Annotated in this window: 21 protein-coding genes, 1 tRNA gene and 3 pseudogenes; 15 read left to right on the forward strand and 10 right to left on the reverse strand. The window is 65.7% G+C overall.

The genetic code is table 11. The features are described 5' to 3' along the window. Window positions 1–10: 10 nt before the first annotated feature. Window positions 11–96: transfer RNA gene (locus G6N68_RS26435), tRNA-Ser, on the forward strand. A gap of 105 nt (window positions 97–201) precedes the next feature. Further along, window positions 202–1,083 carry a lipid uptake coordinator LucA gene (lucA, locus tag G6N68_RS26440; RefSeq protein WP_163719156.1) on the forward strand — a complete coding sequence of 294 codons (882 nt, stop codon included), beginning with the start codon at window positions 202–204 and terminating at the stop codon, window positions 1,081–1,083. A 2-nt stretch (window positions 1,084–1,085) separates the two neighbouring features. Here lucA and G6N68_RS26445 read toward each other — a convergent pair whose 3' ends face one another. Then, entirely contained in the window at window positions 1,086–1,826 is a 741-nt protein-coding gene (locus G6N68_RS26445; protein WP_205351526.1) for an enoyl-CoA hydratase/isomerase family protein, read from the reverse strand. A 144-nt stretch (window positions 1,827–1,970) separates the two neighbouring features. Here G6N68_RS26445 and G6N68_RS30365 point away from each other — a divergent pair, with 144 nt between their 5' ends. From G6N68_RS30365 to G6N68_RS26460, 3 genes are all read left to right on the forward strand, one after another. Next, complete coding sequence (locus G6N68_RS30365) at window positions 1,971–2,405, forward strand: lipoprotein LpqH (protein ID WP_240356011.1); 435 nt, start codon at window positions 1,971–1,973, stop codon at window positions 2,403–2,405. 97 nt (window positions 2,406–2,502) lie between these two features. Beyond that, window positions 2,503–4,233, forward strand: coding sequence for a hypothetical protein (locus tag G6N68_RS26455; RefSeq protein ID WP_240355917.1), 1,731 nt, complete (start codon window positions 2,503–2,505; stop codon window positions 4,231–4,233). Further along, complete coding sequence (locus G6N68_RS26460) at window positions 4,230–5,591, forward strand: CHAT domain-containing protein (protein WP_163719158.1); 1,362 nt, start codon at window positions 4,230–4,232, stop codon at window positions 5,589–5,591. The genes G6N68_RS26455 and G6N68_RS26460 overlap by 4 nt, the downstream gene beginning before the upstream one ends. 3 nt (window positions 5,592–5,594) lie before the next feature. Here the strand turns inward: G6N68_RS26460 and G6N68_RS26465 are convergent, their stop codons facing one another. Next, complete coding sequence (locus G6N68_RS26465) at window positions 5,595–6,041, reverse strand: hypothetical protein (protein ID WP_163719159.1); 447 nt, start codon at window positions 6,039–6,041, stop codon at window positions 5,595–5,597. Between the two features lie 84 nt (window positions 6,042–6,125). Between G6N68_RS26465 and G6N68_RS26470 the strand changes: the two genes are divergently transcribed. The 6 genes and pseudogenes from G6N68_RS26470 (at window position 6,126) to G6N68_RS26495 (ending at window position 11,738) form a co-directional block, all read left to right on the forward strand. Beyond that, on the forward strand, window positions 6,126–7,448 hold the full coding sequence (locus G6N68_RS26470) for a hypothetical protein (RefSeq protein ID WP_163719160.1): 1,323 nt from the start codon (window positions 6,126–6,128) through the stop codon (window positions 7,446–7,448). Beyond that, entirely contained in the window at window positions 7,445–8,596 is a 1,152-nt protein-coding gene (locus tag G6N68_RS26475; RefSeq protein WP_163719161.1) for a hypothetical protein, read from the forward strand. The genes G6N68_RS26470 and G6N68_RS26475 overlap by 4 nt, the downstream gene beginning before the upstream one ends. Window positions 8,597–8,629: 33 nt before the next feature. Beyond that, window positions 8,630–9,700 carry an NAD(P)H-dependent amine dehydrogenase family protein gene (locus tag G6N68_RS26480; protein WP_163719162.1) on the forward strand — a complete coding sequence of 357 codons (1,071 nt, stop codon included), beginning with the start codon at window positions 8,630–8,632 and terminating at the stop codon, window positions 9,698–9,700. 86 nt (window positions 9,701–9,786) lie between these two features. Further along, a complete protein-coding gene (locus G6N68_RS26485) occupies window positions 9,787–10,212 on the forward strand; it encodes a hypothetical protein (protein WP_240355919.1) in 426 nt (141 codons plus the stop codon). Window positions 10,213–10,469: 257 nt separating this feature from the next. Beyond that, a complete protein-coding gene (locus G6N68_RS26490) occupies window positions 10,470–10,643 on the forward strand; it encodes a CsbD family protein (protein ID WP_163719163.1) in 174 nt (57 codons plus the stop codon). Between the two features lie 109 nt (window positions 10,644–10,752). Next, window positions 10,753–11,738 (forward strand): annotated as a pseudogene (locus tag G6N68_RS26495) (SDR family NAD(P)-dependent oxidoreductase). Here G6N68_RS26495 and G6N68_RS26500 read toward each other — a convergent pair. Both G6N68_RS26500 and G6N68_RS26505 read right to left on the reverse strand, forming a co-directional pair. After that, entirely contained in the window at window positions 11,735–12,322 is a 588-nt protein-coding gene (locus G6N68_RS26500) for a hypothetical protein (protein WP_163719164.1), read from the reverse strand. The pseudogene G6N68_RS26495 and the gene G6N68_RS26500 sit on opposite strands and share 4 nt — an antisense overlap. 13 nt (window positions 12,323–12,335) lie before the next feature. Next, window positions 12,336–13,484 (reverse strand): zinc-dependent alcohol dehydrogenase, encoded by a 1,149-nt coding sequence (locus G6N68_RS26505; protein WP_163719165.1) that lies wholly within the window; start codon window positions 13,482–13,484, stop codon window positions 12,336–12,338. A gap of 202 nt (window positions 13,485–13,686) precedes the next feature. Between G6N68_RS26505 and G6N68_RS26510 the strand changes: the two genes are divergently transcribed. Further along, the gene (locus tag G6N68_RS26510) at window positions 13,687–14,304 is read left to right on the forward strand and encodes a plasmid pRiA4b ORF-3 family protein (RefSeq protein WP_240355921.1); all 618 of its coding nucleotides are present in this window, start codon (window positions 13,687–13,689) and stop codon (window positions 14,302–14,304) included. Window positions 14,305–14,311: 7 nt separating this feature from the next. On the opposite strand, the gene G6N68_RS26515 is transcribed toward G6N68_RS26510, so the two are convergent. The 4 genes from G6N68_RS26515 to G6N68_RS26530 form a co-directional block, all read right to left on the reverse strand. Continuing rightward, on the reverse strand, window positions 14,312–15,622 hold the full coding sequence (locus G6N68_RS26515) for an ISL3 family transposase (RefSeq protein WP_163719166.1): 1,311 nt from the start codon (window positions 15,620–15,622) through the stop codon (window positions 14,312–14,314). Between the two features lie 251 nt (window positions 15,623–15,873). After that, complete coding sequence (locus tag G6N68_RS26520) at window positions 15,874–16,023, reverse strand: hypothetical protein (protein ID WP_163718933.1); 150 nt, start codon at window positions 16,021–16,023, stop codon at window positions 15,874–15,876. 41 nt (window positions 16,024–16,064) lie between these two features. Continuing rightward, window positions 16,065–16,454 (reverse strand): PPOX class F420-dependent oxidoreductase, encoded by a 390-nt coding sequence (locus tag G6N68_RS26525; RefSeq protein WP_240355923.1) that lies wholly within the window; start codon window positions 16,452–16,454, stop codon window positions 16,065–16,067. Window positions 16,455–16,517: 63 nt separating this feature from the next. Then, complete coding sequence (locus G6N68_RS26530; RefSeq protein WP_163719168.1) at window positions 16,518–17,099, reverse strand: TetR/AcrR family transcriptional regulator; 582 nt, start codon at window positions 17,097–17,099, stop codon at window positions 16,518–16,520. A gap of 97 nt (window positions 17,100–17,196) precedes the next feature. Between G6N68_RS26530 and G6N68_RS26535 the strand changes: the two genes are divergently transcribed. Further along, window positions 17,197–17,808: an NmrA family NAD(P)-binding protein gene (locus G6N68_RS26535; RefSeq protein WP_163719169.1), complete on the forward strand. Its 612-nt coding sequence runs from the start codon at window positions 17,197–17,199 to the stop codon at window positions 17,806–17,808. 347 nt (window positions 17,809–18,155) lie between these two features. Then, window positions 18,156–19,382: pseudogene (locus tag G6N68_RS26540) on the forward strand (IS110 family RNA-guided transposase). A gap of 395 nt (window positions 19,383–19,777) precedes the next feature. Here G6N68_RS26540 and G6N68_RS26545 read toward each other — a convergent pair. Next, window positions 19,778–21,082 (reverse strand): annotated as a pseudogene (locus G6N68_RS26545) (AAA family ATPase); the annotation flags it as partial. A gap of 87 nt (window positions 21,083–21,169) precedes the next feature. After that, window positions 21,170–22,441, reverse strand: a complete 1,272-nt coding sequence (lipL, locus tag G6N68_RS26550; protein WP_163719171.1) for an esterase/beta-lactamase LipL — start codon at window positions 22,439–22,441, stop codon at window positions 21,170–21,172. Between the two features lie 192 nt (window positions 22,442–22,633). On the opposite strand from lipL, the gene G6N68_RS26555 reads away from it, so the two are divergent. Next, window positions 22,634–23,269: a cutinase family protein gene (locus G6N68_RS26555; protein ID WP_163719172.1), complete on the forward strand. Its 636-nt coding sequence runs from the start codon at window positions 22,634–22,636 to the stop codon at window positions 23,267–23,269. The last annotated feature ends 145 nt before the right edge of the window (window positions 23,270–23,414 follow it).

The raw sequence follows: 23,414 nt of genomic DNA on the forward strand, positions 1-23,414 counted from the left end.
CCATGGCCACGGAGGATTCGCCTAGTGGCCTATGGCGCTCGCCTGGAACGCGGGTTGGGTTAACAGCCCTCGCGGGTTCAAATCCCGCATCCTCCGCAACTAGTCGCCCGTGTACACGGGCGCGCCCGGCTGGCCGCGTAAGCGCGGTGACGGTTGCGGTCACCGTTAGACTGGCTCGGACTCACCGGCCTGAGGAGGGGTATGGGGCGCAGGCTCGCCACGTTGTGGCACGCGTCGTTTTCGATCGGCGCCGGCGCCCTCTTCTTCTTTTTCGTCCTGCCCCGCCGGTCGGAGCTGGTTGGCGACACGTCCGAAACGGTGGGGACGATCCTGCGGATCGTGACGGGTCTGTTGATCGGCCTGGCCGCATTGCCGGTGGTTTTCACCTTGCTGCGCACCCGCAAGCCCGAGCTCGGTGTCCCGCAACTGGCGCTCTCGCTGAGGACCTGGTCGATCATCGGCCATGTCCTGGCTGGGGTGCTCATCGTGGGCACCGCGATCAGCGAAATCTGGTTCAAGCTGGACAGCGCTGGGCGGTGGTTGTTCGCGATTTACGGCGCTGCGGCCGCCATCGCGGTCCTGGCGTTCTTCGCCTTCTACCTGTCGTTCATCGCAGAGCTGCCGCCGCCTCCGCCCAAGCCGCGCAAGGTGAAGGAACCCAAGCAGCGAGGCCGCGACCGCAAGAAGAAAAAGAAGGACGCTGACGAGGCCGACGAGTTCGACGACCTCGATGACACCGACGAGGCCGAAGAGGCCGACGAAACCGAAGAGGCCGAAGAGGCTGGCGAAACCGAAGCAGCTGAAAAGGTCGAAGCCGCGACGGCCGAGACCGTAGAGGCCGAGGTTCCGGAAGAAACGGAAGCCGCCGCCCAGACCGTCGAAGCACCCGCGCCCGAGCCCGAGCCCGAGCTCGAACCTGAGTCCGAGCCGGAACCGGAATCGGTGACCGAGGAAGTCTCGACCAAAGAGATCCGCAAGCCAAAGCCCGCCGACGAGACCCGCGCCTTGCGTAACCGCCGGCCGAGCGGCAAGACGTCACACCGTCGTCGACGCACCCGTGGCGGCGTTGCCGTCGAGGAATAGCCTCAGCGGCGTCGAAGACGCTCTAGATACGCGGCTATGCCGCGCTGAGTCTCCTCGGCACCCCACAGCTCGCGAACTTCGCGGTCGATTTCCTCGGAATCTTGGATGCGCGCCAACGTAGGCCCGCGCAACTGGGCCTTGGTGTGCCGGTAGGCCTCGGCCGGGATACCGCCGAGATCGGCCGCCTCGGCAATGGCCGCCCCGATGAGGCCGTCGGCGACGACGGTGTGGGCGAGGCCGCGTGCCACCGCCTCGGCTCCGCGGTAGTTGCGACCGCCCAGCAACACCTCGTCGGCGCTGACGCCGCACGCGTAGCGCATCACCTCCAAGGCGGCGACGGGGAACGGCACTCCGACCCGCACCTCCGCGGCGCCGATCTGGGCATCGGGAGTGATCAGCCTGCGGTCGCAGGCGCACGCCAGCACACACCCGCCGGCGATGGCTGCGCCGTTGATCGCGGCCACCGTCGGCCCCGGATAGCCGAACACCGCCTCAAACGCGTTGGACAGCGCAGGGACCAGCCGGTCGGTGTATTCGGACCCGCCTTGCACCACGCGGTCGAGTTCGACACCGGCGCTGAAAACTCGGCCCGCACCGGTGATGACCAATGCGCCGGCACCCGACGACGCCTGTTGGCGGATGACATCGGTCAACTCGTCGAGAACTTCGACGTCTAAGGCGTTCACCCGCCCTGCGGACAGGGTCACGACCGTCACCGTTTGCTCGCGGCGGATATCAATCACGACGCAACGATAATTTGGGATCGGTAGCGCCGCGATCAGGCTGTACTTTTTCTCATGACGACGCCAAAGGGGCGCCGCCTGACGGAAGGAAGTCCAGTGAAGCGAGCTATCGCGGTCGCGATCGGAACCCTTGGCTGTGCATCGATGTTGGTGGGCTGCTCGAGCGGCGGCGGCGGTAACGCAGCCAGCCCGTCTTCGGCCGGCGGCGGTGACGGCAAGGAGAAGAGCACCAAGGTTGAGGTGGGCGGCGCGCCCCTGGCCGGCGTGGACCCCGCATCGGTCACCTGCGTCAAGCAGGGCGGCAAGATCAACATCGGCAGCGGGACCAACAACGGCCAGCAGGCACTGGCCGTGGTCATGACCGACGGGAACCCGCCGACCGTCGACTCCCTGGCCATGGTCGTCGACGGCAACGCCCTGTCCGTCGCGAACAGCATGGGCCAGAACGTCGGCGAGGCCACCGTCTCGGTAGAGGGCAAGACCTACACCATCACCGGTAAGGCGCAGGGCGCTGACCTGAAGAACCCGATGGCCGGAATGATCACCAAGGACTTCAACATCAAGGTGACCTGCGGTTGACCCACGGGTGTTCGGGGTGGCGGGCGCAGCACGCCCGCCATTTCTGACTGGAGCGCCGGCACCCCGTCGACGCGCCGCGCGGACATATGATTCAGTCGTGGCGATCCCCCCGTCGATCCCCGCTGAACTGGAGCGAGCCCGGCAGTTGGCGTTCGCTGCCGACGAAGGCGGGGCACGGGACTTGCTGGTCTCCCTGATACCGCGGATCGAGCAAGCCGACCGCGACGACTTCCTCTTGGAGGTCTTTGCGCAACTGGGCGAGATCTACCTGGCCCGCGGCGCGAACGACGGTGTGCGAGAGTGCATTCAACGCATTCGCGACTGCTTGGCCAGCTACCGCGGCATACTCGCCGGCACCATGCCGGAGGCGGCCGCCCAGGTACACGTGTCTGACGGCGAGATTTCGCATATGGTCTGCCGATATTCGCGCCGTGCGCAGTTTCTGCAGACCGGCCTGGCCGCTGCCCAGGGTGAACACGAGGCCGCTGAGGCTTCCCTGTCCGCGCTGGTGACGTTGCACGAGCCTGGCGAAGCATTCCCCGACCTCGTCGACGAGCACGAGCACTTGATCACCTACGCTCAGATCCTCTGCGCCACCGGACTTTGCGACGATGACCTGCATGTGCGGTCGATTCCGTTGTGGCAACCGGTGATCCGCGCCTTCGACGACCCGAAATGCACCGACTATATACGTGTCGTCGGCGCCACTGCGTACGGCCGATTCTGCGTCGAGACCGGACGCCTGACGGAGGCCGAGCCGTGGCTACGTCGCGCCGGGGCGCGCGCACAAGCCAACGAATGGGAATTGGCAGACGCCCGAACGAAATTGGAACGCGCGGCGGCGTGTTGGGCGATCGGCGACCATGTCGGGACCGAAAACCTGGTCTCGGAGGCCTACCCGGTGATCGCCCGTTATTCCCGCGCACACGACGTGTCCCGCTGCTGGCTCTACCTCGGCCTGGTCCGACTCGGTGCCGGCGCCCTCGCGGCAGCCGACCAGTGCTGGGAACAGGCCGAGAAGCACTGGCGCGAGTTGGGCAAGCCGTTGCACCTGCACCGTATCTTGTTGCAGCGCAGCTGGATAGCAATTTTCTGGGGTAAATTCGCGCAGGCTGTTGAACTGATTGCGCAGGCACGGGAAATGCTCGATTCGTCACCGCGCAGCAGCTGGCTGCAGTACGCGCAGCTGGACAATCACCTGGGCACGGTGTGGCGCGCCAACGCGCTGGCGGAGCTGGGTTTCGACGGTTCGGGCAACCCCGACGAGACGCTGCAGGAAACCGAAGCGCGGCACGCGCAATCGCTCGGAGTCCTGCATGGGGAGGTCGACACGCCGGAATATCGGCGCGCGATGGCCAAGCTCGAACAGGCCGCTGAGCTCAAGATTCCAGCCGCGCTGGCGGTCGACTCAGTTCGCTACTCAATCGCCGATGCAGAGGCGAGATCCCGTTGGGCAGCCAATGTTTCGGCGCCGATCCTGGCCGGCGCATTCGCCGTCGCATGGGAATGGGAGAACACCCAGCTGATCAGCGAATTGGTCGAATATCACAGCGCACGAGGAACTTTCGATGTCGAGCCGGCTCGACAGGAAGTGGGTGAGTGGGCATCGACCGCCACCGCGCCGGTTCTCATCGATCCCGATGAGGCGCTGGCTGCCGCCGGTCCGTCAGCACGCAACGGCGGTTCCCTCACGCGACTGGGCCCGTTGCCGCCACTGCAGATGCAACCGGGCAGCGAACCGATCCTGAGTCACTATCGCGCACTGGCGCTGCAGAGATACGGTCGCGACGTCACGGCCCCCGAACCGACCTGGTCGACTTGGCCATGAGCGACTCGGACCGGCCTACCCTGGTCCTGCGCTACGCCGACGTCGGCATCGCCACCTACGCGAGCCTGCGCGTGGTGGGCCAGCCCACGCGCACCGTCACCTGGGTGGTGGAGGAGCCAATTCTGTTGGCGGCGCTGGAAGAACTGACCGGGGCGTTGCCCGAACCGCATGGTTCTGAGAGCCGGCGCGACGCCATCGAGCGGGCGCTGTCGACGGGCCCGTTCGCAACACCGGACACCGAACTGACGGTCGCCTACATCCTCGGTGTGCTGCTGATCGGACAGCACGGCTGGCAGTTGCTCGCCGAGTGCACCGCCTCCCCGCGTCCCGTCCTGTTCGTTTCGCCCAGCGCCCGCCTCGCCCGGGTGCCCTGGGGACTGTTGGCGGTGCCCAAATCGGGCCCCAGCAAAGAGGAATTGGTGCGGGCACGCCACGACGCCATCACCGCCAGCGGACGGACTGCCGCCCGGATTCCTTGGCAGCTCGCCGACATCAAGGAACACACCGACGGCTACCGGCTGATGGAGTTGGTCGATGTGCTGATGGCCGTGCCGCAGAACATCGTCCACGCGCCACGCAACCCGGTCGGCTGGAACAGCAGGCGGGACAAACCGCCGGTCCTGGTGCTAGATCCACGGGTGCCAGGGCAACGACCCGACTCGGCGCTGGGATCCGTGCTGGGCAGGCCATCCGAACACACGCGGGTGTCACGGCACTTCGCCGAGGTGATGCAGCGACGGGCGGTGCTGCCAAGCGTCCCCACATCGGTCGAACTGTTCCGCCGTTCTGACGCCGACCGAAGGTGGCTGTCGGAGTTGTTGGCTCAGAACCCAAGTCGACTGCTGTACGTCGGCCACGCAAGCTCGGCGGATGGCGAAGGGGGCCAGGCCGACCGAGCGTCCCTGCATCTCGCGTGCACGGCGCAAATGCCCGGCGATGCGGACGCCATTGGCAACCACCGCCCGTTGACGGCGTCGGATCTCATGGCGCTGCGATTGCCGATGCCGCCGCGGGTTGCGTTGCTGGCCTGCGCCTCGGGCGGTGATTATCAATTCGACGAGGCGACCGGCCTGGTCGCAGCGATGATCCTGGGTGGTGCCCAACTGGTGACCGCCACCTTGTGGTCGCTGCCTACCTCCGCGGCGTTTCGGCAGTTTGCCGTCGCCGGTAACGATCTGACCGATCCGATGTCGGACGTGGTCGCCGCGGTCGATCAAGCACACGAAGAAGTCGAAGCCGGATGTGCGGTAAATCGTTGGCAACGTGAACAACTGCGGAGCTGGCGGGACGGAACCGTCACCGCCAGCCCGCTGTATTGGGGAGCATTGGTTACGTTCGCCGTCGACGCCGCACGCTAGGCGTCACGCAAGGACCAGACTGGATGCCCGGACCGCCAGTACGTCGTCAGGCAACGAAAGCTCCTGGCGCTCAGCGGGATCGAACGCTACCAACACCACAAGACCGGGACGCAGGGTGGCCACCTCTGGGTCCGATTCGTCCTGCACCAGGCGGCCGACGAAGTTGTCGCCGGCAACGCTGGACACTTCGATCCAGATGTGACGCTCGCCGGTGACGGCCTCGGCTACATCGGTGTCCACCTTGCGGACGGTGCCCACGCCAACGGCGACTTCGTCGCTCCGCGATGCGCGCCGAGCCGAATCCATAAACCGGGCGACCAACACCACCACGGCCGCACCGAGGGCCACGCTGAGCAGCGCCGTCCACACTTGGTGCAACGTCAGGTACAGAATCGTCGCTGCGATCATGCCGATTTCCGCGCCGATCGCGAGTAGCTTGTTCCTGTTCATGCGACAAGATTCGCGTCCGCACGCGGCTACCGAACCCAACTTTCTGGTTACCTCCAGTTTCACCGTTGCCCCTATCCTGTGGATATGAGCGCCGATTCGCAGGTAGCGCCTGCCGTCACGGTGGGCCAGCCCCGGCGTGCGGTGATCGACCGGGCGTGGCGCGCAATCGGTCCCGGCGTGGAGGTGCTCAGCAGCGACGACGGCGGTCCGTTGAGCAGGACCGTCAAACGCATCATCGATCCTCTTGTGTTGCGATTGCGCGCAAACCCCCAGTACTCGGCCCCAGTGGTCAGCGCCGATACCGCCGCCGCAATGTACGACCTGATCGTCGAGAACGGTCCTCAATTACGTTTCGCGGCAGCATGGTTCGAGGTCCTCAAGCTCGAGCGTCGCAGGCAACGGATTCGCAGTGGAAACGCCCAGGAACTGTATTTTCCGGTCTGTTTCGAGCTGGCCGTGACGAAAGGCGCGCCCGCACCGCAAGATCGCGAGTCGGCGGCCGAAGCACTGCAGGCTATCCACCAGGGCCGGGACCGCACCGCGATCGAGGTGCTCAACGAGTACGTCGCTAAACGCGAGGTCGTCGCCTCGTTGGCCGCCCAACTCGAGCGCAGTTGGCGAGACGTTCGGGCCGACGAACACACCACCGTCGAGGCGTTTCTGGCCGAGCTGAGCACTGTGCTGGGGCAGGCCTCCGGGCACAACGCGGCCGCGGCGCGCCAGCGTGTCTGGTCGGCCATGATCGACGACCCGACGCCCTACAACCTGGGCGCGCTCGCACGCGTCGAGGGCGCCGAGCTGCCGTGGTCGATCGTCGAATTGGGCTTGAGTTCCGTTGCGCCGCAACGACCGCCAGCTATCAGCGACGGTTCCGACAGCGATCGTCCGCTGGATCGCACGGTGGTCGACCGGGTGCGCTCCACTTTGCGCCGCGCCCTGGATCGCGACGCGCTACCTGACATTCCGATGCTGTGCGCCGAAGAGGTGGACCGGGCCAGCGCACCCTGGGGACTGCTCAGCGAGGACAAGCAAGCCACGATGGTCGCCGGCATCGAAGTCGCGGGCGAGCTCGCACCCCTGGACCCAACCGTCACCAGCCGGTACGCACTCGCCGCACAGATCCAGGCCCGGCTACGTAAGGAGGCCTACGTCCTGCACGCTCGTCGATATCTCGCCGACGGCGGGCCGATCCACCCGCGGCAGCGCCAGGTGGTCGACGACCTGGCCTCCTATGCGCAGCCGTACCTCAGCCGGCTGTGGGCGAGGCTGCACGGACGTGACGTGTGGCAGGAGCCGTGTGAGGACGTCGACGATGTGCGTTCGCTGCTCGAGGGTGTTGCCCGGTCGGTGAGCCTCGACCACCGGCAACGGATCAAGTCGATGCTGGAATTGCAGGTGGCGGGATGAGATTGGTCGCCGAATCGGGGCTGTGGAGCACACCGAACGGTGCGCAGCTGGTCGAGGCATCGCCACTGGTGGCGGTGCTCGAAATCAGCGGGGCGGTGCTGACGTTTCCGCTCGACGACACCGAGGACGAGTCAACCGATCCGGTTCAGATCGCCTTCACCGATCTGTCCCGTGCCGACTGGCTGTGGCGCGTGCTCGGAGAGTCCGGACATGCGGCGCTGGTAACGGCCGCAAGCGAAGCGAACGGTGACAGCATCGACGTCTCGGGCGTCGACATCGTGCCAGGATCGCTCGGACCGCTGCGCCGGCTGGCCATCGGTCATTGGTTGCGCCGCTGGTGGCCGGCCAGTCTGCGGGACGGCATCGCCGGCCTGGATCGCGCCCTGCTCGATGCCGAGGTCGCGTTGCTGACGGCCGATGCGCAGGGCTTCTTCACCGACGACACCCTGGATTCCGACGTCGGCGAGCTGCTCGCGCCGCACGCCAACGCCTTGCTCATGCACCTCCGCACCGGCGATCCCCGCATCGAAGAACTGGTGCGCGCCGCGGCGGAGTTGGCCGAGGAGACGGGCGTCGACAACGGCGAATGGCCGGAACTTGCGCTATTTCTTGAGGATTCGAGCGCAATAAGGCAACTCACGGCCCCGATCGGACACCGCGATGACTATGCGCTGGCGGCCGGATCTGACACCGGCCGACGGGGTGCGGGGTCGATCTCACGGGGCGTCGCATCCGTGCACTGGGCCGCCGTGCCGCCCGGGATTTTCGACGCCGCCGAGGACACCGTCGATTGGAGCGTCGAAACGGCCGGCCCGGAAGTCGTCGCCGTTGTCCACGCGGACGTCATCGGACCGGAACCCGCCACCGGCGTCCCGGTGCGCGTGCGGTCCGGAACGGTCAGCGGAGACGGCGCCCTCTCCTCCGACGGCCGCGCCAGGCTGTCCATCGTCGATGCCGCACAGCAGCCGATGACGGAATCGGCCGCTTGGAACCATGATTGGCCGAACACGTCGGTGGTCATCGGGGCCGATATCGAGGAGTCGCGCGAGACTCGGGACCGCGTCCGGCGCTGGGTACGCGCACGACTGGATCATCCGCCGCAGGACGCATTTCTCGCCGAGATCCTGGCCGCCGAGTCCGCCTACTAGAGGTGCCCGGCGCTCCTTCCCTATGCTGAGCGAGTGCCAAACACCTATCGGGTCGTTCAATGGACCACGGGAAACGTCGGCAAGAGCTCACTGGAGGCGATCGCCGCTAACCCCACGCTCGAGTTGGTGGGTTGCTATGCGTGGTCACCGGAAAAGGCAGGCCGCGACGCCGGCGAACTCTGCGGCCTGGCCCCGCTGGGCGTGGCCGCCACCCACGACGTGGACGCGCTGCTGGCGCTCAAACCGGACTGCGTCGTCTACAACCCGATGTGGATCAACGTTGACGAGCTGGTCCGCATCTTGTCGGCGGGGGTCAACGTGGTGACGACCGCCGCCTTCATCACCGGGCACAACCTGGGTGACGGCCGCGACCGCATTCTGGCAGCCTGCCGAGAGGGCAACTCGACGATCTTCGGCTCCGGTATCAGCCCTGGGTTTGCGGAGCTGTTGGCCATCGTGTCGGCGATGGTGTGCAACCGGGTCGACAAGGTCACCGTTAACGAAGCCGCGGACACCACCTTCTACGACTCCCCGGAAACGGAGAAACCCGTCGGCTTCGGCCAGCCCATCGCCAATCCCGACTTGCAGGCGATGGCCGCCAAGGGGACGGCAGTCTTCGGCGAGGCGGTTCGGCTGGTCGCCGATGCGCTCGGCGTCGAACTCGACGAGGTTCGCTGCGTCGCCGAATTCGCGCAGACCACAGCCGACCTCGTGATGGAGTCGTGGACGATTCCCGCGGGATGCGTCGCCGGCATCTACATCAGCTGGCAGGGAGTCGTCGACGGCAACACCGTCATCGACCTCAACGTCCGGTGGCGCAAGGGGCAGACGCTCGAACCGGACTGGAAAATCGACCAAGACGGTTGGGTCATCCAGATCGACGGCCAGCCATCCGTCACAACCAAGGTCGGCTTCCTGCCGCCGCCGTACTTCCAGGCCCAGTCGATCGCCGACTTCATGGTGCTGGGCCACATCATGACGGCAATGCCCACGATCAACGCGATACCGGCCGTCGTCGCCGCTGCGCCCGGCATCGCGACGTACAACGACCTTCCGCTGACCCTCCCCCGCGGCGTTCTGCACACCGCCGGCAACACCCCTTAGCGTACTGGCATCGTTCCAACAGTGGAATGAAAATCCGTTGGCGCGCCTCATTTGACGCGTTTCGAGACGGTAATTAATGTCGAATTGTGCCGAGGCTAAATCGTGCCGGGAAAGATCTCGGCCGCGTACTTGAGTGGCTGTTGAACCGCGACGTTCCAGACAGCGAAATCGGTTCCGCGCTGAATTTGGCTAAGGCGACCTACTCGCGTCGCAAAGACGCCGATGACTTCCCCAACTACGCGGAACTCCTGGCGATTGGCGAGCACTTCGGCTTGTCCGCCCGCGTACTGCAGATTGCGTTCGGCTGGCGCGGCGAAGATGAACTGATCCTGCTCGACGTCGAAGAGATGCGCCAGTACATGGACCAGGCCGGAACCGCCGTATTGGGCAACGAGGGGGTCCGGCGGTACATCGAAGCCCGCGGGGAGCCGGACAACCCATTGGCAGACGCCGTGCTGCGGTTGGCGGCATTGGAGCGCACCGACAAGCGGGATGGCAGCAGTTCTTCGTGAGAACTCTCGCAGCGTTTGCCCGAGCCGCCGGCGCTGCGACCCCCTCCACCGCAGCGCCGGGGCGCGGCTACGTGCCGGCTGGGCGCTTAGCAGGACCTAGCATAACCTATATGTTTCTATAATGAAACGAAGAAGCGTAAATCGGGTGTAAATCTCGCTAGCGGACTGATCGGTCCATCACCGGGTCTCCGCGATGGCCAGCCGCGTCATGCAACCACCGCGGTTTCACGGGTCCGCGACCGGGTAATCAGCCGCTCATGAGCGCCCAAGACAAGGTGAAGAACAAGATCGAAGACGTCAGCGGCAAGGCGAAAGAGGCCCTCGGCAAGGCCACCAACGACCCGGGCGTCCGGGATGAGGGCCGCGGCGACCAGACGAAAGCCAGCCTCAAAGATGCTGGCGAAAAGGTCAAAGACGCGTTCAAGAAGTAGCCGTCATGGCTTGGCGGCGGCTGACGACGATCTTTGCGGCGGCGGGCACCGGGGCGGGCACCGGACCGCCGCTTTCGTCGCCGACGGTCTGTAACGCAGAATCGCAAGCATGCGCGTTCTAGTGACCGGCGGGACAGGATTCGTAGGAGGCTGGACCGCTAAGGCCATTGCCGACGCCGGCCACTCGGTCCGATTCCTGGTCCGTACACCAGCGAAGCTGGAAACGTCCGTCGGCAAGCTCGGCGTCGATGTGTCGGACTACGTCCAAGGAGACATCAAGGACCGGGACACGGTGCGCGAAGCGCTGACCGGATGCGACGCGGTGGTGCACAGCGCCGCCCTGGTCGCGACGGATCCCCGCCAAACCCCAGAGATGCTGAGCACCAACATGCAGGGTGCGGGCAATGTACTAGGGCAGGCGGTCCAGCTCGGACTCGATCCGATCATCCATGTGTCGAGCTTTACGGCGCTATTCCATCCTGGGCTGAAGACGCTGACCGCCGACCTGCCGGTGGTCGGCGGGACGGACGGTTACGGAACGTCCAAGGCCCAGGTCGAGATCTACGCCCGCGGCCTGCAGGACGCCGGGCGCCGGTCAACATCACCTACCCGGGCATGGTGCTGGGGCCGCCTGTTGGCGACCAATTCGGCGAGGCCGGCGAGGGTGTCAAGGCGGCCCTGCAGATGCACGTGATCCCCGGTCGGGGCGCGGCCTGGTTGGTCATCGACGCGCGTGACGTCGCCGCCGTGCACGCAGCGCTGCTGGAACCCGGACGCGGACCGCGACGCTACATGGTCGGCGGGCACCGGGTTCCGGTGACCGAACTCGCCAAGATGCTAGGCGAAGCCGCCGACACCCCCATGGTCGCGGCGCCGGTGCCCGACACGGCACTGCGCGCGGCTGGGACGTTGATGGACTACGTAAGTCCGTATCTGCCGTTCGACAATCCGTTCACCGGCGCGGGCATGCAGTACTACACGCAGATGCCCGAGTCGGACGATTCGCCGAGCGAGCGGGAACTGGGCATCACCTATCGCGATGCGCGCACCACCATCGCCGACACGGTGGCCGCGATTCGCGCGGACGGCGGCTAGGCGCTCGCGTCGCTCTCCGTCCGGCGTAATAGGGCCCGGCCCGCCAATGCCGCGACCACGGCGGGGATAATCCACGGCGCTCCAACGATGATGGGATCCATCCACGTGTGCGAGAGGTCGGCCCGGTTGGTTCCGACGCGCGAAGAGTAGCCGTGGTGGGTGAATTCGCCTTTGATTCCGGTGTCGGTCAGCGGGTTGTCCGGCCGCGCGGTGAGAAATGAGGCCAGATGGCTTTCCAGCGCGTCGACCCGGTCAGCGGCGACGAGTAACAGCCAGTGCGCCGCTCGCGCCTCGCTGTACTTCCGATATGCGAACTTACGTAGGACACCCGAAATCCCTTTGGGCGGGCAGGATGTGCCGAACACCGGGGTGAGGAATTGATGCTCGATGGACCGCTCCCGGGGCCAGTGCGACGGCTGGCGCTCCGGAAACTCCCAATGTGCACCTGTGGTGGGTGGCTCGTTGTGCTGAAGTTTGGGGTAGGACGGCCGGTCCTTGGGGTCGAGGTCGACTCCCCAGCCCGGTATCCGAGCGCGCAAACCGTCGCAGTCGCGGGTCAACGGCAGATTTGGTGTGTAAGCCATGGTGTTCCTACTCTCAGCTTGCGGCGGGCAGGATGACCGGTTTGATGCAGTTATCCAGCTTGGCGGAGAAGATGTGATACGCCTCGCCGATGTGTTCCAACGGGATGCGGTGCGTGACAATGTCTTTCGGGTTGAGGTAACCGTCTTTGATGTGCGAGAAGAGGCGTGGCCATTGGCGCTTCACCGGGCACTGGTTCATCCGCAGCGTGAGTCCCTTGTTCAGCGCATCGCCGAACTTCACCGCGCTGAACAACGGCCCGTAGGCGCCGACGATGGATACCGTTCCGCCTTTGCGCACCGAATCGATGGCCCAATTGATAGCCACTGGTGAGCCACCCTGCAGCTTGAACTTGGCTGCGGTCACATGCTGGATGAAGTTGCCGTCGGCCTCGGCGCCGACCGCGTCGATCGCGACATCCGCACCGAGGTAATCGGTTTCCTTCTTCATCCGCACGACGATGTCGTCACACTCGGCGAAGTTGATGGTCTCGGCGAAGGCGAAATCTCGGGCCTTCTCCAACCGGTACTCCAAGTGGTCGATCACGATCACCCGACCGGCGCCCATCAGCCAGGCGGACCGTGCGGCGAACAGTCCGACGGGTCCGGCGCCGAATACCACGACGGTGTCGCCTTCAGCGATGTCGCCCAGCTGCGCACCGAAATAGCCGGTGGCCAACGCGTCGGTACACAGCAGCGCGTCCTCCTCGTCCATCCAGTCCGGAATCTTCGCGGGACCGACATCGGCGAACGGCACCCGGACGAACTCGGCCTGCCCCCCGTCGTAGCCACCGCAGGTATGCGAATAGCCGTAGATGCCGCCGACGGCGGTCGCATTCGGGTTGACGTTGTGGCAGTTGGAGTACAGCCCGCGCACGCAGAAGTAGCAGGATCCGCAAAAAATGTTGAACGGCACCATAACTCGGTCGCCGGGGGACAGATTCCGCACCGACGGACCGACCTGCTCGACCACCCCGATGAACTCATGACCGAATGTCATTCCCACTCGGGTGTCCGGCATCATGCCGTGGTACAGATGCAAATCCGACCCACAGATGGCCGCCATCGTCACCCGCACTATCGCATCGTTGGGATGCTCGATCGGCGGTATTTCCTTCTGCTCGACCCGCACCTTGTACGGTCCGCGGTAAACCATTGCGCGCACTTTGCCGGCTCTTCGCAGTTGAGGGTGTAGGACGGTCAACTGTTTTCGGCCGGTGATTGGGGTGTCTGGTTGACTGGGGGCGTGCCGGAGAAGAAGCGGAAGCTTAAGAGGAAGAGCGGGGTGCCGGGGGGCATTGTGGACCTGTCGATGCTGCAGAAGCTGATTGCCGGTGCTGGCCGGGATGTGTTCGCGGGAGTGTTCGATGAGCCAACGCCCGAGGTGCGGGCTGTGCCGGAGCGTGTGGGGTTTCCGGGTCCGGGTGGACCTGATGTACGCCAAGCCGCCGATTTGGCGTCGTCTGGTCCTGCCGGGCGATCTCATGCTCGATGAGCTGCATGTCGTGCTGCAGGCGGCGATGGGTTGGCAGGACGGTCATCTGCATAAGTTCGGTGTCGGGGGGGACCGGCGTAGGCGTGCCTACTTCGTCACTGGGTTTGATCTCAGCGAAGGCGACGACGGTGTCGTCGAGGACAGCGTGCGGCTCGATCAGGTGGTCTCCGATAAGGGTGAGCGGTTGTTCTATGACTACGACTTCGGCGATGGATGGGAGCACGTGCTGGTGGTCGAAGACGTTCTCGATGATCCACCTTCGGCTCCTGTGTGCCTGACGGGCAGGATGGCCTGCCCGCCGGAGGATTGTGGTGGGCTGGGCGGCTATGAGGAATTGGCTGCGTGGGTTCGTGGCGGGTACGACCCGCGGGCAACGCCGATGGGGCTGGGTGCGCAGGAGATGCGGGACTGGCTGCCCCGAGACTGGCACCCCGATCGTTTCTCGGTGGCCGAGACCAATGACGCTCTGGCCGTGTTGAATACGCGTTGAGGACTCTTCACTGCCGAGGTCCAAGGAGCTGGGGTCTGAATCCGCCGGTCTCGAGCAGGGATCGGGCGATGTAGTGGGACAGGTTGCGAAAGCCCAGGGCGGAGCCGCGCAGGTGTTCGAGGCGACCGTTGATGGCTTCGGTTGGGCCGTTGCTGGTGCCGGGCCGGTCGAAGTAGGCCAGCACGTCGGCGGCGCGCTTGGTCAGGGTGCGCCCGAGGGTGATCAGTTCCTGCAGAGGCCTGGGAACGCCGGTGCTCAGCGTGGTGATCAGCGCTGCCATCATGGTGCGGCCTTTCTTACGATCGGGCTCTCGGTAGGCGGCTACGGTGCGCTGATACATCTGCCAGGTGGCTTCGACCTCGGCGTGGGTGTCGACGGCGAACAACGCCGCCAGTCGGGCTTTCTGGCGGTCGGTGAGCAGATCGGCACCGGTGTGCAGGGTGCGTCGGCAGGCATACAGCGGGTCGGTCTTGCGGCCGCGGTGCCCACAGGTGTCCAACTGCACGCGACGCCGGCATTCGTCGAGGGCGTTACCGGCCAGGCGCACCACATGGAAGGGATCCATCACCGTGGCTGCCTCAGGTAGCTCTTCAGCGGTGGCGGTCTTGAACCCGGAGAAGCCATCCATGGCAACGACGTCCACGCCATCACGCCAGTCCTGTGGCCGCTGGGCCAGCCAGTCGGCGAACGACTTCTTGGAGCGCCCCTCGATCATATCGAGCAGCCGGGCCGGACCAGTCCCATCCCGTACTGGGGTGAGGTCGATGATGACGGTGACGTACTTGTCGCCGCGGCGGGTGTGGCGCCAGACATGCTCATCGACGCCGATCACCGCCACGCCGTCGAAGCGGGTCGGGTCGCGATGGCCTTCGGCGAGCACGGCGTTGTTGGCGGTGTTCCACGACACCGCCAGGGCTTCGGCGAGCCGGGCCACCGTCAGGTGCTGGCAGACAAGGGCTTCCAGTGCCCACCGCAGCGCTCGCCGGGACAGCTTGGCGCGTGGTTCGGCGGCCTTGCTGGTGTCTTGGCGCCACACATGAGCGCATCCGGCGCACCGGTAGCGGCGGACCGTCACCAGCAGCGTGGTCGGCCGCCACCCGAACGGCTCGTGGGCAAGCCGACGGGTGATGCTGTCACGCGGACTGCCTTCCTCGCCGCAGCGCCGGCACCACCGATCCTCTTCGACGAGCCTGCACGCCAGCACCGCGCGATCATCAGCGAGGTGCTGGCCGGTCACCTCCAACCCGAGCTCATCGAGGCGGCAGAAAGTCGTGAGGTCAGCGCAGGCGAAGCCCGCCCCACCGGTAGCGTTGGGCACGTCGAGGTCTTTCGGATGGGTGGCGTGAGAACCTCCATCTTCGAGAGACCTCGACCCCTATCCCGGCAACGACGCGCCGACAACCCCTACACCCTCATCTGCGAAGAGCCACTTTGCCTCCTAAAGGCCTTCTACAAGGCCCCCACCAACAGGCAGCTCGGCCAACGCGCCTGCCACACCTGCGACCCAGACTTGTCCTAGCGTTACCCCGAATCGGAGACGCCAAACGACAGCGCAGAGGTACGAGTCGGTTACCGAGCTTCGTCGGGAGGCTGGGCGGTCGGTTCACCCGATTCACCCGATGGCGAGTTCTTCAGATACCTCCGCAGCCGAAGAAGCTCGTTGGTCACGATGCCGACGCCCACTAGCACCAGCACCGTCACCACAATCACAGTGGTCACCACTCCATGGTGACAGCGCGAGCGAGCGCGCGGGGACTCAGCTAGGCGGCGGGCACGATCTCGAGGCCGACGTGCACCTTGTCGATGCCGCCCCGAACGATCGAGTGCGCATAAAACCACCAGGCGTGGTACCAGTACCGCTTGAGCACGGCGTTGTAGACGCGGCGCGTTTCCGACTTGGGCAGTACCCGCGCGATCCCCTCAACCGGGTCGCTCTTGGGTTTGCCGAGGGCCGCGCTCTTGGCGATGGTCACCCGCGGGGTGTTGCGAATCCGCTTGACCTTCCACGACCCGTCGTCGGTAATGACCAGCAAGCGGCCGTCACCGTCTGGGACACCCCAGATTGGTGTCGGCTTCGGCCGGCCGTCCTTGGTGAACGTTGTCAGGAGCAGGTACTTGGACGTGATGACGGACTGAAAAGTTGCGGGCACGCTGTTCACAATTCCCATAATTGCTGCCCAGTAACCGTGGCGCTCCCCGCGAAACGAAATCGGCTAGTCCGCTGCCAGCGCGGCATCGATCAGCGCGGCGGCTGCTGAGCGCGCATGGACGAAGGGCGCGCCGTCATTCAACGACGTCGCAAGCGCGGTCGCACCCTCGAACAGCACGCCCAACTGCTGGCCCAGCAGGTACGGATCGGCGGCCCCGGCCTCTTGTGCAACGGTGACGAGGCGGCGGACGAATTCCTGCTTATGGACTCGCACTATGGCGTCGACGTCGGACAGCGAGCCGGCGGATTCGACTGCCGCGTTGTGAAAGGGACAACCCCGCACCACACTCGCACGCGGCGCTTCGAAGATCGCGAGTAGGCGCTCGCGCGCAGAAAGCTCGATGTCGTCCAAGCGCCTCTCCGCGGGCGTGCCGCCGGCAGCCTCGAACGTGCGCAGGTAACTCGCCACCAGCTCGTTCTTGCTCGGAAAGTGTTGGTAAAGCGTACGTTTGGAGACGTTGGCTTGTTGTGCGACGAGTTCGACACCGGTCGCGTGGATCCCGTTGCGGTAGAAGAGTTGGCCCGCGGCGCGCTCGATGCGTTCCCGCGCCCCGCGTCCGCCGGGCCGACGCGCCACCTCGGTCATCCGATTATAGTACACCGTCCGGTTTACAAACGCCGAATCCAGCTATAACGTATCGGCCATTAGTACACCGCTCGGTTTACATGGCGAGGAGACTGGCATGGCTGCACCCCACTCAGCAACCGCACCGATCCTGGTGATCGGTGCCACCGGCCGCCACGGTGGGACCGGCGCGACGGTGGTGGACCGACTGATGCGTGCGGGGCGCACGGTGCGTGCGTTGGTCCGGGCCGAGGACGACCGCGCGGAGTCGCTGCGGCGTCGTGGGGCCGCGACGGTGGTTGCCGATCTGCATGACCGTGCTTCACTCGTGCCGGCGGTCGAGGGGGTGGGCGCGGTGTATTTCACCTATCCGATTGCCGCGGGCATAATTTCAGCTGCGGCCAACCTGGCATCTACCTTGGCCGAGCACGCTCCGACCGCGCATCTCGTGGTGATGTCCATGGTGGTGTCATCGCCCGACAGTCCGAGCCGGCTCGGTCAGGCTCAGTCCGTCGCCGAGGAGGTGTTCGTCTGGGCGGGCCTGAACCCGACCGTGCTGCGGTTTGCCGCCCTCTTCCACGAGAACGTTCTTCTGTTGCACGAGAACACAATCCGAGGAGCCGGGCTAATTACCAATAGCTTCGGCGACGCCCCGGCACCGTGGATCAACGGCGACGATGCGGCCAAAATCGCTGCGACACATCTGTTGGAGCCGAGACCGACCTCCTAATCGTTTAGTAGGGGTTGGTTACTGGTCGTGTAGGCCAGGGCGATTCCTGTGTGGTCTGCCGTTGGGTGATGCCTGGGAGCTCCCGGCGTATGACGCCTTATGAGAGAGCGGCGCGCCTGACGGCAGATCATGGCTTTCGGTGGTGGGATGCCGTTGCTCGAGCCCGCCACAGGGTCGACCTCCCGGCTAACGATCCCGAGCTTCGAGCTCTTCGAAAGAACGAGGCCCTGTGGTGTGCTGGAGTCACGGACGGCTAGTGAGATGACGGACCTTCGAGTCCTGCGATTAGGGCGCCGCGTGACCCCATCAAGGCTCGTGACCGGTTGAGTGATCGAAGGAGCGGTAATTTGGAACTTTTTTGCGGAATCGACTGGGCCACATCGCATCACGATGTCGCCGTGGTAGACGCCGACGGTCGCGTGGTGGCCCGCGGGAGGGTCGATAACGACGCGGCCGGCTTTGCACAGTTGTTGACCCTGTTGGCCGAGGTCGGCGACAGCGCCGAGCATCCGATCCCGGTGGGGATCGAAACCGACCGCGGGCTGTGGGTAGGCGCGTTGCGCGAAACCGGCCGGGCGATATATCCGATCAATCCGTTGGCGGCCTCGCGGTATCGGGCGCGGTATGCACCTCGGGCGCCAAATCCGATGCCACCGACGCAGTGCTGTTGGCCAACATCATCCGCACCGACCCCGACGCCCACCGCCGGCTGCCCCTCGACACCGAGCTGACCCAGGCTATCCGGGTACTGGCGCGCGCCCAGCAGGACGCCGTGTGGGCACGTCAGCAGATCGGCAACCAGATCCGCGATCTGCTCAAAGACTTCTACCCGGCCGCGCTGGCGGCCTTCGCAGACCTGCCCAGCGGAGGGCTGGCCCGCGCCGACGCGCGCACCATCCTGGCGGCCGCGCCAACCCCCACGCAGGCTGCAAACTGACCCGGCGGGCTGCGCCGGTTGCTGGTCAAAGCCGCCGCCGCCGTGACCTCGACCGTGACGTCGAGCGGCTGCGCAGCGTGTTCACCGACACCTACCTGCACCAACCACCCATGGTGGAAAACGCGATGGGCATCCAGCTGGCCGCGCTGCTGCGCCAGTTCGAGGCCGCGAGCGCGGCCGGCGATGACCTGGCCGAGGCGGCGATCGCCCATTTTGAACAGCACCCGGACGCCGCGATCATCACCAGCTTCCTGGCCTGGGGAATCTGACTGGCGCCCGGGTGCTCGCCGAGATCGGCGACGACCGCGCCCGCTTCGCTGATGCCCGCGGGTTGAAAGCCTTCGCTGGATCGGCCCCTATCACCCGCGCCAGCGGAAAGAAAACCGTTGTGACACATCGGCATATCAAAAACCGGCGCCTGGCCGCGGTCGGCTCGATCTGGGCGTTGGCATCGTTGCGCGGTTCCCCGGGTGCCCGTCGCCACTTCGATGCCCGCCGCGCCGCAGGAGACTGGAACCGCCAAGCCCAACGACACCTGTTCAACAAGTTCCTCGGCCAACTCCACCACTGCCTGCAAACTGGCCAACGGTACAACGAACATCAGGCGTTTCCACCCCCTCTCACACTCGCGGCTTGACTTCTAACTTCGTGAGATGTCTCTCAGATCAGCTACATACCACCGGCTGAGACGATCACGCATGCCGACGTCGCGGGCATTATCTCGGCTGCGACCGGACGCCAGGTGCGGTACGTCCACATCCCTGCGGCGACGTGGCGGCGCGAGCTGGAACTGGCCGCCGAGGCCGAACCCGCATCGCCTATTAATCAGGCTATGGCACAACATATCTCGACCGTCGGTGCGTTGGTGTCGGCGCGAGCCAGGGCAATGGTCGAGCCCGACCCGGCCGCGCTGACCACGGTGCTCGATCACGCACCGACCACGTTCGCCGACTTCGTCCAACAGAACCTGCCCCGGTTCGCCGACTCGACGGCTTGCTCTCGGCTACGGCATTGATGCGGCCCACACCGGGACAGCGCAATGGTCTGTGCGCCGTGGATGCCCTGCAACGCACCGCGATAGTCGGGACGGTAGGTGATGAGGGCCAGTGAGGGTGTTTGTGGAATCACCGTCAGAAAGTCGGTGAACATCGACTCGCTGGCCGTATCGATCCAATGCACGTCCTCGACAACGAAAAGTACCGGGTACGGGCGCGCTAGCTGGGAGGTGTTGATCAACGCGGTAAGCCGCCGCCGCCGCGCATCCGGGTCGATCTTGGGCAGTTCGACGTTGGGATCGGCGATGCCGAGCAGGTCGAACAGCAGCAGCAGGTCCTGTGGATCGGCGTCGGGGAGACGCTCTTGCGCCCGACGCCGCGTCGCCTCGCTGTCAGTACCGCCCGCCTCGCCGACGGCCCGCAGCAGCCGCACCATCACCCGGAACGGGATCTGGGTGGCGTGCGATTCGCAATATGTGTTAACCACTAGGACACCGCGACTCTCGGCCAGCCGCACCACCTCGCTGACGAGTCGCGACTTGCCGATCCCGGCGGCCCCGGTCAACTCGACCACGGATCCATGGCCGCTGATGGCGCGGTTCAACATGGCCGTCAACGCGGCCACTTCCCATTCGCGACCCACCAGTGTCGACCGCGAAACTTCGGATCGTTGGCGTGGGGCCGTCAAACTCAGCAGCTCGCGTGCCGACACCGGATCCTCGGCGCCTTTGATGTACACGCGTTGCGGCTCACCCAGCGCCGCGGAACCTTCTACCAAGCGCGCGGTGGAGTCGCTGAGCATCACCCCGCCCACCGGCGCGACGGACTCCATCCGCTGCGCCATCCCCACCTGCTCACCCACGGCCGTGTATCCCAAAGCGCTGGAACCGATTTCGCCGGCAATTACTTCTCCGGAGTTGAGCCCGACGCGAAGCCTTAGGTCGACGCCGTCCGTCGCACCGACTTCGGCCGCCAGTCGCTTGGCCTCCTCCTGGATGTCGAGCGCGGCCAAACACGCCCGCAGCGCGTGGTCTTCGAGGGCCGTCGGCGCACCGAACAGGGCCATGATGCCGTCGCCGGTGAACTTGTCCACGGTGCCGCCGTATTGCTGCACGACGGCCGATGCTCGGGTGACCAGTTCCGTCATGATCTCGCGCAAACGCTCCGCGCCGACGGCCGCCGCGATGTCCATCGACCGCACCACGTCGGCGAACAGCACCGTCACCTGCTTGTACTCCGCGCGGGTGTCGACCCGGGCGACGGGCGAACCACAGCCGTGGCAGAACCGCGCGTTCGCCACCGGTTCGGTGCCGCACGAACGACATGCCGCAACGGCAGTCATTCGCTTCTTCTTACCGTCAACCCAATCCCTGAGCTCGAAGCTGTTCGGCTCTTCAGAATAAGGCGGCCGACGGGCTCAGCGGTGGACCTAACGTCCCGCGCTCGCGGTTCGATCTACCGGGTAGGGCGCGCCGAACTCGGGCACCGGGCGGAACCCTCGCTCGTGGGCGGCTCCGACCGCGCGTCGCAACGGCAGAATCAGTGGCACAAAAAGGATTTGGTCCACCAGAATCGGCGTGACGAGCCGATTGTGCACAAAGGCAAAGGAACTCTTGGTCACGGGGTCGGCCCAGCCGATGGTGCCACCGAGTCCGGCATGGCCGAATCCCCGCAGCAGGCCGGGAACCGGTGATCCGTGGTAGCCGAGATGGAACGACATCGGGACGATGAGATTCAGGTCCGGGCGCAGGCTGGTCTTGCCCAGCAGGTCGCGCGCCAGCGGCGCGGATACCAACTGGGTGTCGCCGACCCGGCCCTCGTTGGCCAAGGCCCCGTACATCTTGGCCACTGCCCGCGCCGTCACCACCGCGTTGACCGACGGGATCTCACTGTCCAGGAACGGCGTGTCCCCCTGGATCAATGAGGTGATCCCCGGCACGTACATGGCACCCAATCCCCCGGCCACCGGCAGCTCGGCAAGTCTGGGTGCCAGGTGGTCGATCAACGGATTGGCGCGCGTGCTCTGCGGAAACATGATCTGCGCGGCGTTGGTGGGCGCGTCGGCCGACGGGCGTCCGAGATGCAGGCCGTCGGTGTTGAGCGGTTGCGCCAGTTCGGTGCGGAACAGCTCGCGCATGCCCTTCCCGGTGATCGCGCGGGCCAGACCGGATACCAACCAGCCATAGGTGAAGGCGTGATAGGCGGCGCGCCCGAAATGGCGGTCTGCCGGCGCGGCGGCCATCCGCTCCTCCATCAAGCGGTGGTCCAGCAGCTCCTCCTTGCTGACACCCTTCATGTGGGACAGGCCGGCGCGGTGCCGCAGCAGGTCGCGCACGGTGATGTCAGCCTTGTCGTTGGCCCCGAACTCCGGCCAGTAGTCTGCGACCGGCGCGTCGTAGGACAGCTCGCCGCGGTCGGCGAGCCGGTGCAGGACCGTCGCGGCGACCCCTTTGCTGCACGAGAACACCATGGCGCCGGTGTCCTCGGCCCACGGCGTCTCGCCCTGGCGGTCCGCCCAGCCGGTCCAGACGTCGACGGCCGGTTCCCCGTCGACGTAGACAGACAGAGCGCCGCCGCCGAAGCGCGGGCTGGGAAAGAGGCTGGCAAACGTTCGCACCAGGCACTCGAACTTGGGATCGGCAGCGCCGTGCACACCCGAGGGCAGCCCGCTGCCGCTTTCTAAAACGGCAACTTTCGTCATCACAGCCCCCCATGGCTAATTACTGCTTCTGAGAATGATATTACCAGCTTCGTTGAAGCTCATTCTCCTAGGAGTTTGGCAGCCAAACGGCGGATGAACCGGTGATCGGCCGGTGAGCGTGAATCCCAGCGCCCAGCCATGAGCCCACGGGATGCACAGCTGGCCCGTAGCCCGCTGTGCCAGCATCGGAAGATGCGCGCTCCTCGCCTCGCAAGCGTCCTGGCCGCGGCAGTGGCGACCATCTGGTTGCCGGTCGGCGAGCTCATCGCGGCTCCGGACGCATCCGCCGACGCCTGCCCCGATGTGGAGGTGACGTTTGCCCGCGGCACCAATGAACCTCCCGGGGTCGGCGGGGTGGGCCAAGCATTCATCGATTCGCTCCGCTCTCAAGCCGGCGATCGATCGGTAGGGGTCTACGCCGTCAACTACCCCGCCACCGACGCGTTCGCCAGCAGTTCGATGGCCGGAGCCGGCGATGCGCGGGCTCACGTGCAGTCCATGGCGGCGAGTTGCCCCCAGACGAAGATGGTGTTGGGCGGCTATTCGCAGGGCGCGGGCGTCATCGACGTGGCCACCAACGACCTCGCGGGCGTGGTCGACCACGTCGCCGCGGTCGCTGTTTTCGGTAATCCGCAGAGCGCATTCGCGCGCCGATTGGGCGGCGGGCGGCTGCCAAACATCAGCCCGCTGTACCAACCGAAGACGATCAACCTCTGCGTGCCCGACGACCCGATCTGTTCCGAGGGCAGGGATGGAGCGGCGCACGTCGCCTACGTCCAAACCGGGATGACCAATCAGGCCGCCAGTTTCGCCGCCGACCGGCTATAGCCGCCGACTGCGCGGCACGCCGTCCCCTGGCTCGCGCTGCTAGTGATTCATTCCGCTGCGCCAAACGACGCAGTGGCGGCTTACCAGATGGCCCGCACGATCAAGGAATTTTGTGAGGTTCCTTGTCGGTTGAAAAATCTACGAC

Source organism: Mycobacterium bourgelatii (genome assembly GCF_010723575.1).
Taxonomy (GTDB): domain Bacteria; phylum Actinomycetota; class Actinomycetes; order Mycobacteriales; family Mycobacteriaceae; genus Mycobacterium; species Mycobacterium bourgelatii.